Source organism: Pseudonocardia sp. NPDC049635, from assembly GCF_040659795.1.
Lineage (GTDB): Bacteria > Actinomycetota > Actinomycetes > Mycobacteriales > Pseudonocardiaceae > Pseudonocardia.
In genome coordinates this window covers 92,371-106,899 of the sequence record NZ_JBFAON010000016.1, presented here as the reverse complement: position 1 = coordinate 106,899, position 14,529 = coordinate 92,371, and the positions used below count along the sequence as shown (strand labels likewise).

At 73.9% G+C, this 14,529-nt stretch carries 12 protein-coding genes; 5 read left to right on the top strand and 7 right to left on the bottom strand.

Translation table 11 applies throughout. From position 1 onward, the window contains the following. Positions 1-109: 109 nt before the first annotated feature. Entirely contained in the window at positions 110-3,373 is a 3,264-nt protein-coding gene (locus AB0J24_RS19415; RefSeq protein ID WP_358683199.1) for an arabinosyltransferase domain-containing protein, read from the bottom strand. A gap of 182 nt (positions 3,374-3,555) precedes the next feature. On the opposite strand from AB0J24_RS19415, the gene AB0J24_RS19410 reads away from it, so the two are divergent. From AB0J24_RS19410 to AB0J24_RS19400, 3 genes are all read left to right on the top strand, one after another. Continuing rightward, positions 3,556-5,712: an acyltransferase gene (locus AB0J24_RS19410; RefSeq protein WP_358683197.1), complete on the top strand. Its 2,157-nt coding sequence runs from the start codon at positions 3,556-3,558 to the stop codon at positions 5,710-5,712. Between the two features lie 83 nt (positions 5,713-5,795). Next, the gene (locus AB0J24_RS19405; protein WP_358683195.1) at positions 5,796-6,455 is read left to right on the top strand and encodes a hypothetical protein; all 660 of its coding nucleotides are present in this window, start codon (positions 5,796-5,798) and stop codon (positions 6,453-6,455) included. A 26-nt stretch (positions 6,456-6,481) separates the two neighbouring features. Continuing rightward, positions 6,482-7,120, top strand: coding sequence for a nitroreductase family protein (locus tag AB0J24_RS19400; RefSeq protein WP_358683193.1), 639 nt, complete (start codon positions 6,482-6,484; stop codon positions 7,118-7,120). Between the two features lie 6 nt (positions 7,121-7,126). On the opposite strand, the gene AB0J24_RS19395 is transcribed toward AB0J24_RS19400, so the two are convergent. Both AB0J24_RS19395 and AB0J24_RS19390 read right to left on the bottom strand, forming a co-directional pair. Further along, positions 7,127-7,882, bottom strand: coding sequence for a decaprenylphospho-beta-D-erythro-pentofuranosid-2-ulose 2-reductase (locus AB0J24_RS19395; protein ID WP_358683191.1), 756 nt, complete (start codon positions 7,880-7,882; stop codon positions 7,127-7,129). 18 nt (positions 7,883-7,900) lie between these two features. Further along, positions 7,901-9,271 carry an FAD-binding oxidoreductase gene (locus tag AB0J24_RS19390; protein WP_358683251.1) on the bottom strand — a complete coding sequence of 457 codons (1,371 nt, stop codon included), beginning with the start codon at positions 9,269-9,271 and terminating at the stop codon, positions 7,901-7,903. Between the two features lie 226 nt (positions 9,272-9,497). Between AB0J24_RS19390 and AB0J24_RS19385 the strand changes: the two genes are divergently transcribed. Together AB0J24_RS19385 and AB0J24_RS19380 are read left to right on the top strand one after the other, a co-directional pair. Beyond that, complete coding sequence (locus tag AB0J24_RS19385) at positions 9,498-11,312, top strand: hypothetical protein (RefSeq protein ID WP_358683189.1); 1,815 nt, start codon at positions 9,498-9,500, stop codon at positions 11,310-11,312. A 27-nt stretch (positions 11,313-11,339) separates the two neighbouring features. Further along, positions 11,340-11,942, top strand: coding sequence for a DUF1707 domain-containing protein (locus tag AB0J24_RS19380; protein ID WP_358683187.1), 603 nt, complete (start codon positions 11,340-11,342; stop codon positions 11,940-11,942). A gap of 51 nt (positions 11,943-11,993) precedes the next feature. Here the strand turns inward: AB0J24_RS19380 and AB0J24_RS19375 are convergent, their stop codons facing one another. From AB0J24_RS19375 to AB0J24_RS19360, 4 genes are read right to left on the bottom strand one after another with little or no spacing between them, the layout of a single operon-like run. Beyond that, the gene (locus tag AB0J24_RS19375) at positions 11,994-12,734 is read right to left on the bottom strand and encodes an ABC transporter permease (protein ID WP_358683185.1); all 741 of its coding nucleotides are present in this window, start codon (positions 12,732-12,734) and stop codon (positions 11,994-11,996) included. Further along, entirely contained in the window at positions 12,731-13,603 is an 873-nt protein-coding gene (locus AB0J24_RS19370; RefSeq protein WP_358683183.1) for an ABC transporter ATP-binding protein, read from the bottom strand. The genes AB0J24_RS19375 and AB0J24_RS19370 overlap by 4 nt, the downstream gene beginning before the upstream one ends. After that, positions 13,600-13,914, bottom strand: coding sequence for a transcriptional regulator (locus AB0J24_RS19365; RefSeq protein WP_358683181.1), 315 nt, complete (start codon positions 13,912-13,914; stop codon positions 13,600-13,602). Before AB0J24_RS19365 ends, AB0J24_RS19370 begins: the two co-directional genes overlap by 4 nt. Then, positions 13,911-14,513 carry a hypothetical protein gene (locus AB0J24_RS19360; RefSeq protein ID WP_358683179.1) on the bottom strand — a complete coding sequence of 201 codons (603 nt, stop codon included), beginning with the start codon at positions 14,511-14,513 and terminating at the stop codon, positions 13,911-13,913. Before AB0J24_RS19360 ends, AB0J24_RS19365 begins: the two co-directional genes overlap by 4 nt. Positions 14,514-14,529: the final 16 nt, after the last annotated feature.

Here is a 14,529-nt window from a genome sequence, read left to right as displayed (position 1 = left end):
GCGATACGGCGGGAGCGGGGTCTCCGTCGCGGGTGGGACGCGCGGTGTCCAGCATGTCTCGGGAGCGCCTCTCGGGTCAGGTGGGCCGGGTGAAGAGTCTGCCGTCCGCTCAGCCGGGCAGCGGCGGCGGGTCGCCCGGTGCGGCGCCGATCCCGCCCACCTGCTCCCACCCCCACATGGTGCGCTCGCCGCGCTCCACCGGCGCGGGGACCGACCGTGGTGCGTACGGCTCGTAGACCCGGAACTGGCCCCAGTCGAAGTCCCACGCGCCCGGCAGGTACGTCGGAAGCACCCGCTCGGCCCCGACCAACGACGTCCAGCCACGCGGCCCGCCGCCGGACGCGGCACCCCACTCGTCACCCACCGACCGCTGTTGGGTGTCGGCGAGCAGCCGGTACGCGGGCACGTCGGCGATCCCGCCGTTCACCTCGAACCGGCGCAGGCACGGGTGCACGAACGCGGTCGGCCAGTCCAGGTAGCCGGGCCGGCCGGCGACGACCTCGGTCAGCGGCGTCAGTTGCGGGACCCGCGGCTGGGCGACCGCCAGCCAGGCGCTCGGCCCGAGCCCCCGGTCCGATGCGACGACACGGACCCGGTCGGCCTCGGCGGCGCCGGTGCCGGACAGGTCGAGCCGGATGTCGCGCCAGGCGGTGCCACCGGCCGCGGTGCCCGCGTTGTCGGCGACCGAGGTGACGGTGCCCGCGTTGCCCGACGGCGTGATCGTCTCCAGCGGACGGTCACCGGCGGCGAACTCGAGGGTCAGCGAGTTGGCGCCGCCGACTGTCCCGGCGACCCCGAGCACCAGGGGGGCGTCCCCCCGGCGGGCGGCGGCGGGCAGCGCGTACCAACCCGAGCGGTAGTCACCGGTGTGTGCGGGATCCGGGGACCAGCTGCCGATGACCGGACCACCCTGCGGGCCGGCTCCGGTGATCCCGGGCCGGGCCTGACCGGTGCCGTCGCCGTCGCGCAGCGATCCCGGCCCGGTGGGCGGAAGACCGTCGCGGACGAAGCCCTGCTCCAGCGGCGGTTCGTCGAGCGGGCCGGGCGGTGCGGGCGGGAGCACACCGGCGGCCGGGTCGGTCTCGACGAGCAGGCGCCCGGCGAGGCCGCACTGCGAGCCCGTCGGGTCGGAGATGATGTCGGCGCCCAGCGAGTACGAACCGGCCTGCTTGTCCATGCCCTTCGCGAGCGACGCCACCTGGAACAGCACCATGAACGCGCAGATCAGGGCGACCGGAGCCGAGCCGAGCCGTACGGCGCGGGCCTGCCCGCCACGCCGCCGCTTCCGGCGTCCACCGGCCTGCGGCGGCGGCACCGGGCGTGGCACCCCGGGCGTACGCAGGTGCTCGATCATGCCGACGATCAGCGAGATCCCGGCCAGCACCAGCAACAGGCCGGTCGCCGAGTACCCCGACACCGACGGTGGCTTGTCGAACCACGGCACGCCCCAGTTCGAGACGTACCACCAGGTGTTGGGGCCGGTGAAGGCGAGCGCGGTGACCGCGAGGACGGCGGCGAGGAACAGCGCCTGGTTGCGGCGCGACCGCAGCACACCGGTGCTGCTGGCCAGCGCCGCCAGGGCCGCGACCCCGGCGGCGAGCGCGGCGAACGCGCCGAAGTGGTGGGTCCACTTGGTCGGGGTCAGCGCCAGCACCGCGAACGAGAGCACCGTGCTGCCCAGCAGCCGCCGGGAGAACCCGAGCGCGGCCCCCGGGATCCGGCCGCGGCGCAACAGCACCGCACCGGCGACCGCGGTGCACAGCCAGAGCAGCAGGACCGGGAAGCGACGCTGCAGCGATCCGTCCCGGCTCTCGGTGAACAGCAGCTCGTAGCGCGACAGCTCCTCGTACCAGGACAGGTTCGGGCCGAGCTCGGTACGGACCCGGGTGGCCTCGGCGATCGTCGCCCAGGTCTGGTCGCCGAACACGGCCAGCAGCACGATCAGGCCGGCCGCCAGCAGCGGAGCCAGCGTGGGCACCCACCCGGTGGTCGCGGCGCGTTCGGTGAGCAGCCGCAGCAGCGGCCGTGCACCGGCGAGGAACGGTGCCAGCGCGATCAGGCCGGTCGGGGTCGCGGCGACCGCGAACGCCGCCGCGACCAGCGCCCCCGCGACCGGCAGCAACCGCCGGGTGGCCAGCGCCCGCTCCAGCATCACGAACGACACCAGCGACGCGATCACCACGACGCTCTCCGGGCGGAGGCCGTTGTCGAACGGCAGCCAGAAGCACAGGAACACCCCGGCGGCCGCCCAGCCGGCGGACCGGCTGCGGCGGACCCGGGTGCCGAGCCGGGGGAGCAGCGCCCGGCTGATCAGGAACCAGGACGCGATGCCCATCGCGAGCGCGGGCAGCCGCAGCCACAGCACCGCCTCGGAGACGCCGCTCCAGAGCGAGTACAGCTGGTAGAACCAGCCGAACGGCGCCTCGGGCGAGTTGAACCAGCGGTAGTAGTTGCCGATGTAGCCTGCCGCGTCGTTGCCTCGGGAGATGGCGAGGATGTACCCGTCGTCCGAGGTCATCGAGCCGATCACGGCCCACACCACGAGCACCCCGACGACGACGGCGTCGCGGACCGAGTCCCGCCCGCGCAGCGCCCCGGCGAGCCTGCGGCCGTGCACGATCCGGCGGCCGTCCCGGTCGTCGATCCGGTGCAGGAACCACAGGCACCCGGCCAGCGCGAGCGCCGCGAGCACCCCGGCTCCGGTCTTCAGCCAGGTCGCGGTGATGTCGTAGCGGTTGTCGGCGTCGAACGTCACCGACGTGCCGGCCATCGGGTCCAGCGCGCCGTCCAGATCGGAGTGGATCCCGACCACCTGGGGACGTACGTCGCCCTCGGCATCGATCACGGTCCCGGTGCCGGTCCCGGGGTCGATCGGGCCGGCACCGCCGAGCGTCGCGGTCGTCGCGGCGTCGGTCGAGGTCAGCTCGAACGCACAACCGGGGCCGGGCGCCGGGAGCGGCTCGGTGACGGTCCGCTCGCCGCGGTTGTCGACGGTGAGGACGCCGTCGGCGACGCCGATCCGAAGGCCGACGGCCGTGCCGTGCGGGGCCTGCGGCGGGACCGTCGCGAGCACCGTCGCGGGCCCGGGCGTGCGCTCGTCGAGGTTGCGGATCGCGTCACAGGTGACGACGACGCGCAGCGACTCCGGCCGGTACGCGACCAGCGGCGCGTCGATCGCCGCGGTCCCGGTCTGCGCCGTCGGCCAGGTCACGGTCGCGGTGCTCTGCACGACCGGCAGGAACGGGACGAGCAGCGCGAACACCGCGGAGAGCAACCCCAGCGCGGCGGCGAGGAGCCGGTCGGTGCCACGGGATCGGCGATCACCGGGCCGGGGCCCGACCCGGTGGTCGGGTTCGCTCTCGACGCTCACCACGCGGCCGAGGCTAGACCGACGCCCAAGATCGACTGTGACGCCCCCGTGATGACCGCTCGCGGGCGTCGCCCGCCCGAGGGCTCACGACGGGGTTTGATCACGCTGTGTCACCGGATGCGACATTCGGGCCCTCTTCGGGGGTCACCGGTGACGGTGGTCCCGATCTTTCGTTGGCCCTTCACGTGAGCATCCGCACTTCGCAGCGCCGGTCGGTGGACATCCCGGCCCAGGGCGCCTCCGGCACCGGTGACACCCGTGTCGACCGGGACCAACGGGCCTCCTGCGAGGTGCGGACCGAAGTGCGGGCACTCACCGGTCTGCGCATCGTCGCGGCGCTGTGGGTGGTGGCGTTCCACTTCCACTTCACCCCGCTGGCCGGCGTGGCGATGGTCAACGACTGGCTCGGCCCGCTGGTCACGCAGGGTGCGCTCGGGGTCGATCTGTTCTTCGTCCTGAGTGGTTTCGTGATCGCCTGGACCTACCTCGAACAGCTCGGCCCCCGGCTGCGGATGCGCGACGCGGGCGGCTTCGTGTGGGCCAGGGCGGCCCGGATGTGGCCGGCCTACGCGGTGGTCCTGCACCTGTTCGGGGTCTGGCTGGTGGCCCGCGCGGTGTTCGGCGGCACCGACGAGATCGCCTACCAGGCGGTGCAGCCGGAGCTGGGGTTCGGCGACTGGCTGGAGCAACTACTGCTCGTCCAGATGTGGACCGAGCCGTACCTGGACGGCGCGTCCTGGGTGGGGCCGACCTGGTCGATCAGCGCGGAGTGGCTCGCCTACCTGCTGTTCCCGCTGCTCGCGGTGGTGTTCTTCCGGTTGCGGAACCTGCCGTTCGCGGTGCTCGCGACCGGATCGCTGCTCTGTGTGGCGCCGCTCGCGGCGGCGTTCCTCGTCGTCGGGTCGCCCTACTACCCGTACAGCTGGCTGGTCCGGATCCTCGGCGGGTTCTCGGCAGGCGTCCTGGCGATGCTGGCTGTGCGCAAGCTGCGTGACCGGCCGGATGCGCGGACCGCCGCGTCCGCGTCGACGGTGGCGACGTTCACGTTCGCCGCGCTGCCGTTCGTGCTCCTCGCCGGTGGCGTGGTCGGCCACGGGCTGCACGGGCTCACCGTGCTGCTGTTCCCGGTGCTGGTCGGAGCGCTCGCGCTCGCCGACCGTGGACCGGTGCACCGTCTGCTGTCCCGCGGTCCCGTCGTGCACGGTGGCCGCATCTCGTACGCGCTCTACCTCGTCCACATCCCGATGTTCGAGGTCTACTGGTTCCTGAGCGACTCCGGTGCCGTCCCCGCAGGTGGGGTGGCCGGGCATCTGATCGCGCTCACCGTCTTCGTGGGGACACTGCCCGTGGCACATCTGCTCTACACGCTCGTCGAACGCCCCGCCCGCCGGTGGATGCGCGCACTGCCCCGTCGCCGGTCCGCTGCCGCGGAGCACGGTGCGGCGGCTCCGGCGCCCGTCGAGCCGCTCGTCGGCGCCCGCCCGCGCTGCACCGGCCCGCGGGTCGACACCGACGCTGCCCGCCGGGACCCGGAGACGGCGGTGTTCGCCGCCGTCACCGCTGCGACCGGGCATCGGGTCACCACCGACGATGCGCGCACCGATCCCGAGACCGCCCTGATCCCGGTGGTCGGACCGGTGGCGTCCGTGCAGTCGCCGGTGACCGTGCCCGAGACCCGGTCCGTCCCGCGCCCGGCGGACGTCGAGCCGAGCCGGGGGGCCGCGCCGGCAGACCCGGCCCCACTGCTCCTCTCTGCGGCACCCCTCGGCGAGGCGCGACCGGCCTCCGACGACGGCCGGGTGCCGCTGCCCTCCGGCGGGGTCGTACCGGCGGGGACAGCGCGCTGGGTACTGGACCGGCTCGCGGCCACCCGCGCCGTGACCGCCGGTGGCGCGGCTGTCGGTGACGGGGCTGTCGGTGGCGCGGCTGTCGGTGACGCAGTTGCACGCGGCCCGGTCGCCGGTGGCGCGGCTGCCGGTGGCATCGCGGCGGATCTGGTCGCGCTCGCCCGGACCCGGGAGGACGGTGCCCGCGGCCAGGGACTGTTCAGCCCGCTGGTCGACGGGCCGGGACCGGTGACCGGGACCGACCGGGTGGAGCGCCTGCGTTCGCTGCAGCGCGCGGCCCGCGGCCCGAAGGACGCCCCGCGCGGCGGGGTGGTGCCGGCACCGCGCGCGATCCGGTCCGCGTCGGCCCTGCCGGGGACCCGCAGCGGCGCCGAGAACTGCGGCCGCGGGTCGCACCGGCGGGACGTGGCGCACGGCAGCGCGGCCACGCCGATCGTCGCCGCCTCCGGGGAGGCGGCGCGCCGACGGCGCAAGCGGCCCGCGCACGGGGCCTGATCGGCGCCGGAGGCCGGGATCGGCCCGGCGACCGGGCCGGGGGAGAATGATCGGGCCCCGATCCCCCCGAGCCCCGTGGACCGATGATCCCGACCAGCCCCTCCCGCGCCGATCCGCTGCCGGACGACGCGGCGCTGCACTGGTACCTGCGCCTGGTCCGCCGTCACCTCGGCCGTGGGCCCTACCTGGACGTCACCGGGGCGGGCGGGCGTCTGCTCGCCGGTCTGGCCCGGCTCGGCCCGGTGTACGGCCTGGCCGGATCCGACGCGGAGGCCGACGCGATGCGGGCCGGTGCACCCGGCTGCCCGGTACACCGCCGGATCGAGGACCTGCCCGGCGCGGTGGCGGCACTGACCGCCGTCGAGGTACTGGACCGGCTCCCGGACGACGCGTTGTCCGGCGACACCGGGCCCGGTGGCTGGTTCCGGGCGTTGGAACCGGGCGGGCGCGCACTCGTCGTCGCCGCCGACGCCGAGGGCCGGGGTCGCGAGCTGGCCGGTGCGCGCTGGGTCCCGCCGCGGCACCCGCGGGGACACGTCCGCATCCGGGAGATCCTCACCGCCGCCGGGTTCGAGATCGTCCGCGAGGGTTCCGACGGGCTGACCCGGCCGCCCTACGGGGGGATCCCGGCGGTGCTCGACCCGCGCCTGGCCGCGACCCTGGCACAGCGCTCGTCCGGACGTCTGAGCATGGCCGTGGGAAGCGGTGAGCGTGCTGTGTTCGTGGTTCGTAAACCCGGTTGAGAACGGGTCGGGGCAGGATGGTCGTCATGAGCGACGTTCTTCCCCTGAGCCCCGACGAGCTGCTCACCACCACCAGGTCGGTCCGCAAGCGCCTCGACCTCACCCGTGAGGTCCCGCTGGACGTGGTGCGCGACGCGCTCGAGGTCGCGTTGCAGGCACCGAGCGGCTCCAACAGGCAGGGCTGGCACTGGCTGGTCGTCACCGATGCGGAGAAGCGGAAGGTGATCGGCGAGTACTACCGCGAGTCCTACACCGCCTACCGGAACTCCGCCGGCTACCCGGGCGCGGGCGCCGAGGAAGGTTCCACCCAGGCCCGGGTCGCCGACAGTGCGACCTACCTCGCGGAGAAGATGGGGGAGGTCCCGGTCCTGGTGATCGGCGCGCTGGAGGCGTCGGCCGAGCTGCCGGCGGCCAACCAGGCAGGCCTCTGGGGGTCGCTGCTGCCGGCTGCGTGGAGCCTGCAGCTGGCGCTGCGCGCCCGTGGCCTGGGCTCGGCATGGACGACGCTGCACCTGAAGTACGAGAAGGAGATCGCGCAGCTCCTGGGTGTCCCCGAGCACGTCCGCCAGGGCGTCCTGCTGCCCGTCGCGTACTACACCGGGGACACCTTCAAGCCCGCGCCGCGCGCGCCGCTGGACACCGTCCTGCACGTCGACGGCTGGTGAGCCGGGTCAGATCGGCAGCTTCCGGAAGATCGGTCGCGGCACGTGCCGCAGCGCGCTCATCACGAACCGCATCGGCGCCGGTGCCCACACCAGCTCCTTGCGGTTGCGCACCGCGTCGGTGATCACGTCCGCGACGGCCTGCGGCGTGGTCGCCAGCGGGGCCGGGTCGAGGCCGTCGGTCATCTTCGAGTGCACGAACCCGGGGCGGACGATCGTCACGGTCACGCCGTACTCGCGCAGCGCCTCGGTCAGTCCGGTGTAGAACGCATCCATCCCGGCCTTCGTCGAGCCGTAGACGAAGTTCGAGCGGCGGGCGCGTTCCCCGGCGACCGAGGAGATCGCGACGATCGAACCGTGCCCCTGCTCGCGGAACCGCTCGGCCAGCGCGACCCCGGTCGACACCGTCGCGGTGTAGTTGACCTGGGCGAGCTCGACGGCGTGCTCGACGTCGGTCCAGGCCTTCTCGTTGTCGCCGAGCAGTCCGAACGCGACGATGGCGACGTCGATGTCGCCGCCGGCGAACGCCTTGCGCACCACCTCGGCGTGCGTGTCCAGCTTCGTGGCGTCGAACTCGATGGTCTCGACCCCGCAGCCCAGCGCCTCCAGCTCGGCCCGGGCGGCGTCCAGGCGGGGCCCGGGCCGGGCGGCCAGCACCACCCGCATCGGGCGGTCCGAGGCGAACGCGCGGACGGTGGCCAGGCCGATCTCGGAGGTGCCACCGAGCAGCAGGATGCTCTGCGGGTTGCCCACGGCGTCGATCATGGTTCGGGAACTCCCAGGTCAGAGGGTGAGCTTGAGGCGGCGGGACATGTCGGAGGCGAACACGCCGGCCGGGTCGGCGGCGTCGCGGATCGCCTTCCACTCGTCGAACCGGGGGTAGCCGGCGGCGAACGCCTCCGGTGAGGTCCGCGACTCCTTCGCCAGGTACAGCCGCCCGCCTGCGGCCAGCACCAGCTCGTCGAGCTCGGTGCAGAACCGGGACAGGCCGTCGGTGATCGGGAAGTCGACGGTGATCGTCCAACCCTCGGTGGGGAACGACAGCGGCGCGTCGTTCCCGGCGCCGAAGCGCTTGAAGACGTTCAGCGCGGAGTCGAACGGCGACCGCGAGATCCGCTCGACGATCCGGCGCAGCGCGGTTTCCTCCCCGCGCGGCACGACGAACTGGTACTGCAGGAAACCCCTGGACCCGTAGATCCGGTTCCAACCGCCGAAGACGTCGAGCACCTGGTAGAACGCGGTGATGTTCTGCACCGAGCCGCGCTGGCGGCGGGGCGCCTTGCGGAACCACAGCTCGCTGAACGCGCGCACCGACAGCTTGTTGATCAACCCGTTCGGGAAGACGTCGGGGAAGCTGAGCAGCTGCGGCGCGTCGAACTTCAGCGGGTCGCGGCGCAGTTTCGCGGGCAGCTGGTCGACGGTCGCCAGCGAGCCGCGGGTGAGCACGCTGCGGCCCAGCTTCGCCCCGGTCGAGGTGGTGTCGAACCAGGCGGCGGAGTAGCCGTAGGTGTCGTCCGAGCCGTCGGTGAGCAGCTCCAGCAGACCGTCCAGGTCGTCGGTCCGGTCGGTGTCCACGACGAAGTAGGCGGACTCGGTGCGGTGCAACCGGATCCGTGCCCGGACGATCACCCCGGTCAGCCCCATGCCACCGACGGTGGCCCAGAACAGTGCGGAGTCCGGGGTCAGCTCCCGGACCGAGCCGTCGGCGAGCACGATCTGCAGCCACTCGACGTGGTTGCCGAAGCTGCCCTTGGTGTGGTGGTTCTTGCCGTGCACGTCGGCGCCGATCGCGCCACCGATGGTGACCTGCCGGGTGCCGGGCAGCACCGGGACCCACAATCCGTGCGGCAGCGCGGCGCGCATCAGCTGGTCCAGCGAGACGCCCGCGTCGACGTCGGCGACGCCGGTGTCCGGGTCGATCGCGTGGATCCGGTCCAGACCGGGCATGTCGAGGACGACTCCGCCGGCGTTCTGCGCCGGGTCACCGTAGGAGCGGCCCAGGCCACGGGCGATCACGCCGCGCTCGCCTGCGGTGCGCACCGCCTCTGCGACGTCCTCGACGCCGCGCGGGGTGACCAGCTGCGCGAGCGTGGGCGCGGTCCGTCCCCAACCGTGCAGGGCGGCGGTCCGGCGGGCGGGCGCCCCGGAACGGATGCTGTGGGGAACGGTCGTGTCCGTCACCGGGCCCAGGGTAGACACCCGCCCGCAGCCGGCTCGCCGCGGTGGGACCGCGCGTCGGCACAGTGGTGGGACCGCGCGTGGGCACAGTGGTGGGACCGCGCGTCGGCACAGTGGTGGGACCGCGCGTGGGCACAGCGGTGGGGACCGCGTGTCGGCACCGCGGTGACCGGCTGCGGGTGGGAGGCGCCACACTGGGTGGGTGCTGGACGAGCGGCGGGCCCCGTGTGCCCTGGGCTCGCTGCCGCCGCGGCGCAGCGGGGCCGGCGCGGCAGGCTGGTACCTGCTGCTCGGTGCTGCCTACCTGCTGGTCTCGCTGTGGCTGCAACGGCGTGCGCTGGCCGATCCGGGCGGGGTGCTGATCGGGCACGTCACTGCCGACGCCGACATGTTCGCCTGGTGGCTGAACTGGCTCCCGTTCGCGACGGCGCACGGGGAGAACCCGCTGCTCACCGACTGGATGCACTGGCCGTACGGGCTGAACGCGCTGTGGAACACGGCGGTGCCGCTGCTCGGCGTGCTGCTCGCCCCGGTCACGGTGGCGGCCGGTCCGATCACCGCGTTCAACGTCGGTGTCGTGCTCGGGCCGGTCGTGTCCGGGCTGCTGCTGGTCGCCGCGCTCGGCCCGTTCGTGCGGTCCACCGGGCCGCGCGGGTGGGTCGCCCGCGGCATTGCCGGGGCGCTGTACGCGTTCTCGCCGTTCCATCTCGCGCACGCCGTCGCCGGGCACCTGAACCTCACCTGGTCGGTGCTGCCCCCGCTGCTGCTCCTGCTCGGCCACCACCTCTTCGCCCGCGGCCCCATCGCGCGGCCGTGGCTCGTCGGCGGGCTGGCCGGGCTGGCGTTCGCCGGGCAGCTCGTGCTGTACACCCAGACCCTGGCGATCGGCGTGATCCTCCTGGTGCTCACTGCGGTGCTGCTGGCGCTGTGGTTCCCACGGCGGGTCCGGGCCCAGCTGCCCGGCCTGCTCCGCGCCGGGGTGGCCTGCGTCGGGGTGTTCGCGGTGGTCGGCGCCTACCCGCTGTACCTGGTGCTGGCCGGGCCGAGCCGGCCGCGCTCGGCGATCCGGAACGTGCACGCGACCGGCGCCGACCTGGCGAACGTGCTGGTCCCGACCCGGATGACGGCGCTCCGGCCGATCCCGGACGTGACCGGCGAGCAGCTCCATGGACACATCGGTGAGCAGGGCGGCTACGTCGGTATGGCGATGCTGGCGCTGCTGGTGGTGGCGGTCGTGGTGGTGCGTTCCACGGCGTTGCGGGTGCTGGCGGCGGTGGCGGCGCTGTCGTGGCTGTGCTCGCTCGGTACCGGGGTGGTGCTGTTCGGCCGGGACACCGGGATCCCGCTGCCGTGGCTGGCGTTCGCCCGGGTGCCGCTGCTGAGCGACATCGAGCCGGTGCGGATCCAGGTCGTCACCGCGCTGTGCGTGGCCGCGGTGGTCGCGATCTGGATCGACCGGATGCCGCTGCGCCCGGCCGGTACCCGGGTCGGTGCGCTGGCGCTCACCGGGTTCGCGGTCCTCAGCTGGCTGCCCGCGGACGCGCAGGAGGTCCGCCCGGCCCCGGTCCCACCGTTCTTCGCCGCGGGTGCGGGCGAGCTCGGCCCGGCCGACGTCGTCGAGATCTACCCGCGGATCACCGCCGCCTGGGACGACGGCGCGCAGGGCCTGCGCTGGCAGGCGGCGTCCGGGCCGGACTTCCGGATCCGCGGCGGGTACTTCATCGCCTCCGACCCGGAGGACGACGTCGTCGTGCAGAGCCGGTGGAACCGCTACCAGATCGGCGCGCAGTGGGTCGCCGACGGCAAGAACGATCCCGGTGACGGCTACGCCGCCGAGGCGCACGCCGAGCTGCGTGGGCTGGGGATCACCGCGGTGGTGATGGTGCCGGGCCGGGCGGTCGAGGGTGGTGACGAGGAGCGCGTCGTCGAGTGGACGCGGCGGGTCACCGGCGACCCGGGCCGGTTCGACGGCGGCGCGTGGCTGTTCCGGTTCGCCGACGCCGCCCCGGTCGGCTGAACGCCCGCAGCCGTTTACCCTGGACAGGTGGACGGTCGGCGGCTTCCCGACGAGCGGCGCGAGATCAGGATCTCCGACGCCGATCGCGAGCGTGCCGCCGAACGACTCAACCGGGCCATGGCGGAGGGACGCATCTCGGTCGAGGAACTGCAGGAACGGCTGAGCACCGTCTACGCGGCGCGGTTCGGGGCGGACCTGCTGCCGGTGCTGTCCGATCTGCCCGGTGATCCGCTGAACCTGAGCGCCGATGTCCTGGCCACCCCGGTCGGTCCGCCGACGGTGCTGCGCGGCGGGGTCGGCCAGCTCAAGCGGCGCGGCGCCTGGAACGTGCCCGCCCGGCTCCGGGTGCAGAGCTCGATCGGGGCGGTGCTGCTCGACTTCTGCGACGCCGAGCTGCCGATGCCGGTCGTCGAGATCGAACTGGAACTCGGTGCCGGCTCGGCCCGGCTGCTGGTGCCCGAGAACGCCACCGCCGACGTCGACGGCCTGGTGTCGTCGTTCGGCTCGGTGCGGTCGAAGGTGCCGTCCCGCGCGGTGCACGGGCGACCGCACTTCCGGATCTACGGGCGTACCACCGCCGGGTCGGTGACCGTGCGGACCCGTTACACGTTCGCCGGCCGGCACTTCTGAGGGCCGGCCCGCCCCGGTGCGGCCCCGACCCCCCCTCGGGGCCGCAGCGGGTCAGCGGAACCGGCGCCCCTCGTCGCGCCGGTAGGCCCAGCCCGCGACGCCGGCCAGCGCGATCGTCCACAGTGCGAACGAGACCGTCGCGAGCGCCGAGGGCGGTGTCCCGCCGAGCGTCCACACCAGCAGGTCCCGGGCGCCGCGGGTGGGCAGCACCTCGGTGGCGCGCTGCAGCCACTCCGGGAAGATCTCCGGCGGCATGAGCAGGCCACCGCCGAACGCCATCGGGAAGAACACCAGCTGGGTCACCGGCAGGGCCGCCTTCGTCGGCATCGAGTAGCCGATCGCGAGCCCCCCGAACAGGAACGGCAGGCCCGCCACCAGCAGCATCGCGAACGCCGCGGCCAGCTCGCCTGCGGTGGCGCTCGCCGGGGTGAACAGCGCCCCCAACGCCACCACGGGGATGACACCGAGCATCGCGAAAGCCGCACCGACCGCGAGCCGGGCGGCGATCCGGGCGGACGGCGGCGCGGGCAGCGTCCGCAGGTAGGGGTCCCAGGGCATCTCCCGGTCGTCGGCCACACCGACCCCGAAGGTGAACAGGAACCCGCTCAGCACACCGAACAGCGCCAACTGGGCGATCGACCGGGTGACCTGCTCGGAATCACCGGCCCAGTCGAACGGCAGCACGAAGAACACCAGCACCAGCGCCGGGAACAACGCGGCCGACAGCACGGCGACCGGGATGCGGAACTGTTCCAGGATCAGGTAACGGGCATGGACGACGGCCAGGCTCACGACGTGCCTCCGGTCAGGCTCAGGAAGGCGTCCTCCAGTGAGGCGGCCGCGACCCCGAGGTCGCGGAACGGCACTCCGGAGTGCACCAGGTCGCGGACGAGCTGGTCGGCGTCGGAGGTGTGCAGGGTCCAGCGGTCACCGTCGCGCGCGGCCACCTCGGCACCGGCCAGCGGTGGCAGCTCGGCGGCCCGCACGGTGACCCGGCTGCGCCGGACCGCGCCGCGGACGGAGCCGACGTCGCCGTCGGCACGGACCCGGCCCCGGGCGAGCACCACGACGCGTTCGGCGAGCGTCTCGATCTCGTCCAGGTAGTGGGTGGTGAGCAGGACGGTCCCGCCGCCGGCGTGGAACTCGCGGACCGCGTCCCACAGGGCGCGGCGGCCCTCGACGTCGAGACCGGTCGTCGGCTCGTCGAGCAGGACCAGGCGCGGCCGTCCGACGAAGGCCAGCGCGACCGCGAGCCGGCGCTGCTGCCCGCCGGACAGGCCGCCAGCCTGGCGTCGCTCCAGCCCGTCGAGGCCGAAGCGCCCGAGCAGCTCGCCGGTGGGGACCGGCTCCGGGAAGTGCGCGGCGACGAACCGCACGATCTCGCCGACCCGCAGCGTCTCCGGCAGACCGGTCTGCTGCGGTGTCGTCCCGAGCGCGACCCGGTGCACGGCGACCGTCGGGTCCCCGCCGAACAGCCGCACGGTGCCCGCGTCCGCCCGGCGGAGCCCGGCGACCAGGTTGACCAGGGTCGACTTCCCGGCGCCGTTCGGCCCGAGCAGGCCGGTGAGACTGCCCGGCTCCAGGGTGAGGTCGACCCCGTCGAGGGCGACGGTGCTGCCGTAGCTGCGGTGCACATCGGTGAGGACGACGGGCGGTGTCACGACCCGACCTCCGTCCCGGGTTGCGGCGTGAGCAGTGTGCGCAGCGCGACCGTGTAGTCCTCGAACGCCCGCCGACCCCGTCGGGTCAGTTCGACGTAGGTGACCGGGGTGCGGCGCTGATGGGTCTTGGTGATCGCCACGTAACCGGCGTCCTCCAGCTTGCGCAGGTGCGTGGACAGGTTGCCCGCGGTCATCTCCAGCAGCTCCTGCAGGCGCGGGAACGTCATCCGGTCACCGTCCGGCAGGGCGGCGAGGGTGGCGGTGACCCGCAGCCGGGCCTGGGCGTGGATGACCGGATCGAGTTCGGTCACCGGTGCCTCCGGTGCAGGAGCCCGGTGATGACGAGCGCGCCGCCGCCGCCGATGCCCATCACCAGCGTGTTCCACGGGGCCGGGGTGAACGCGGTGACGACCGCGATCAGCTGTACGGCGATACCGGCGGCGTAGTCGAGCCGGCTGTGTTCGAGCGCGCCGATCGCCATATAGATCACCCCGGCGACGAACACGAACAGCACCGGGAACGCGTTGGCCGCGGTGCCCGACGATAAGGCGGCCGCGATCGCCCCGGTGCCGAGCATCGCGACCAGCCAGCCGAGGCCGAACATGATCCCGGATCGGGCGGAGGGCCCCTCGATGCCGCGACCGGTCCGGACGCCGATCACCGCGGTCAGCGCGGTCGCGACGGCGACCAGCACCAGGGTCGCGACCACGGCGCTCGCGGCCGTCCAGTAGCCGAACTGCGCGCCGAACCAGGCCAGTCCGATGAGCAGCCAGACGACGCCCCAGAGCAGGAAGTACCTGCTGTAGTGCGGCTCCTGGCGGGCCTGCTCGCGCTGGATGATCGCCAGCGCGTCGGCGGGCGAGGCCGGCGGCTGGTCCTCGACGTCGGTATGCGGTTCACGGTTCTGCATCACACGTCCTCCTGCC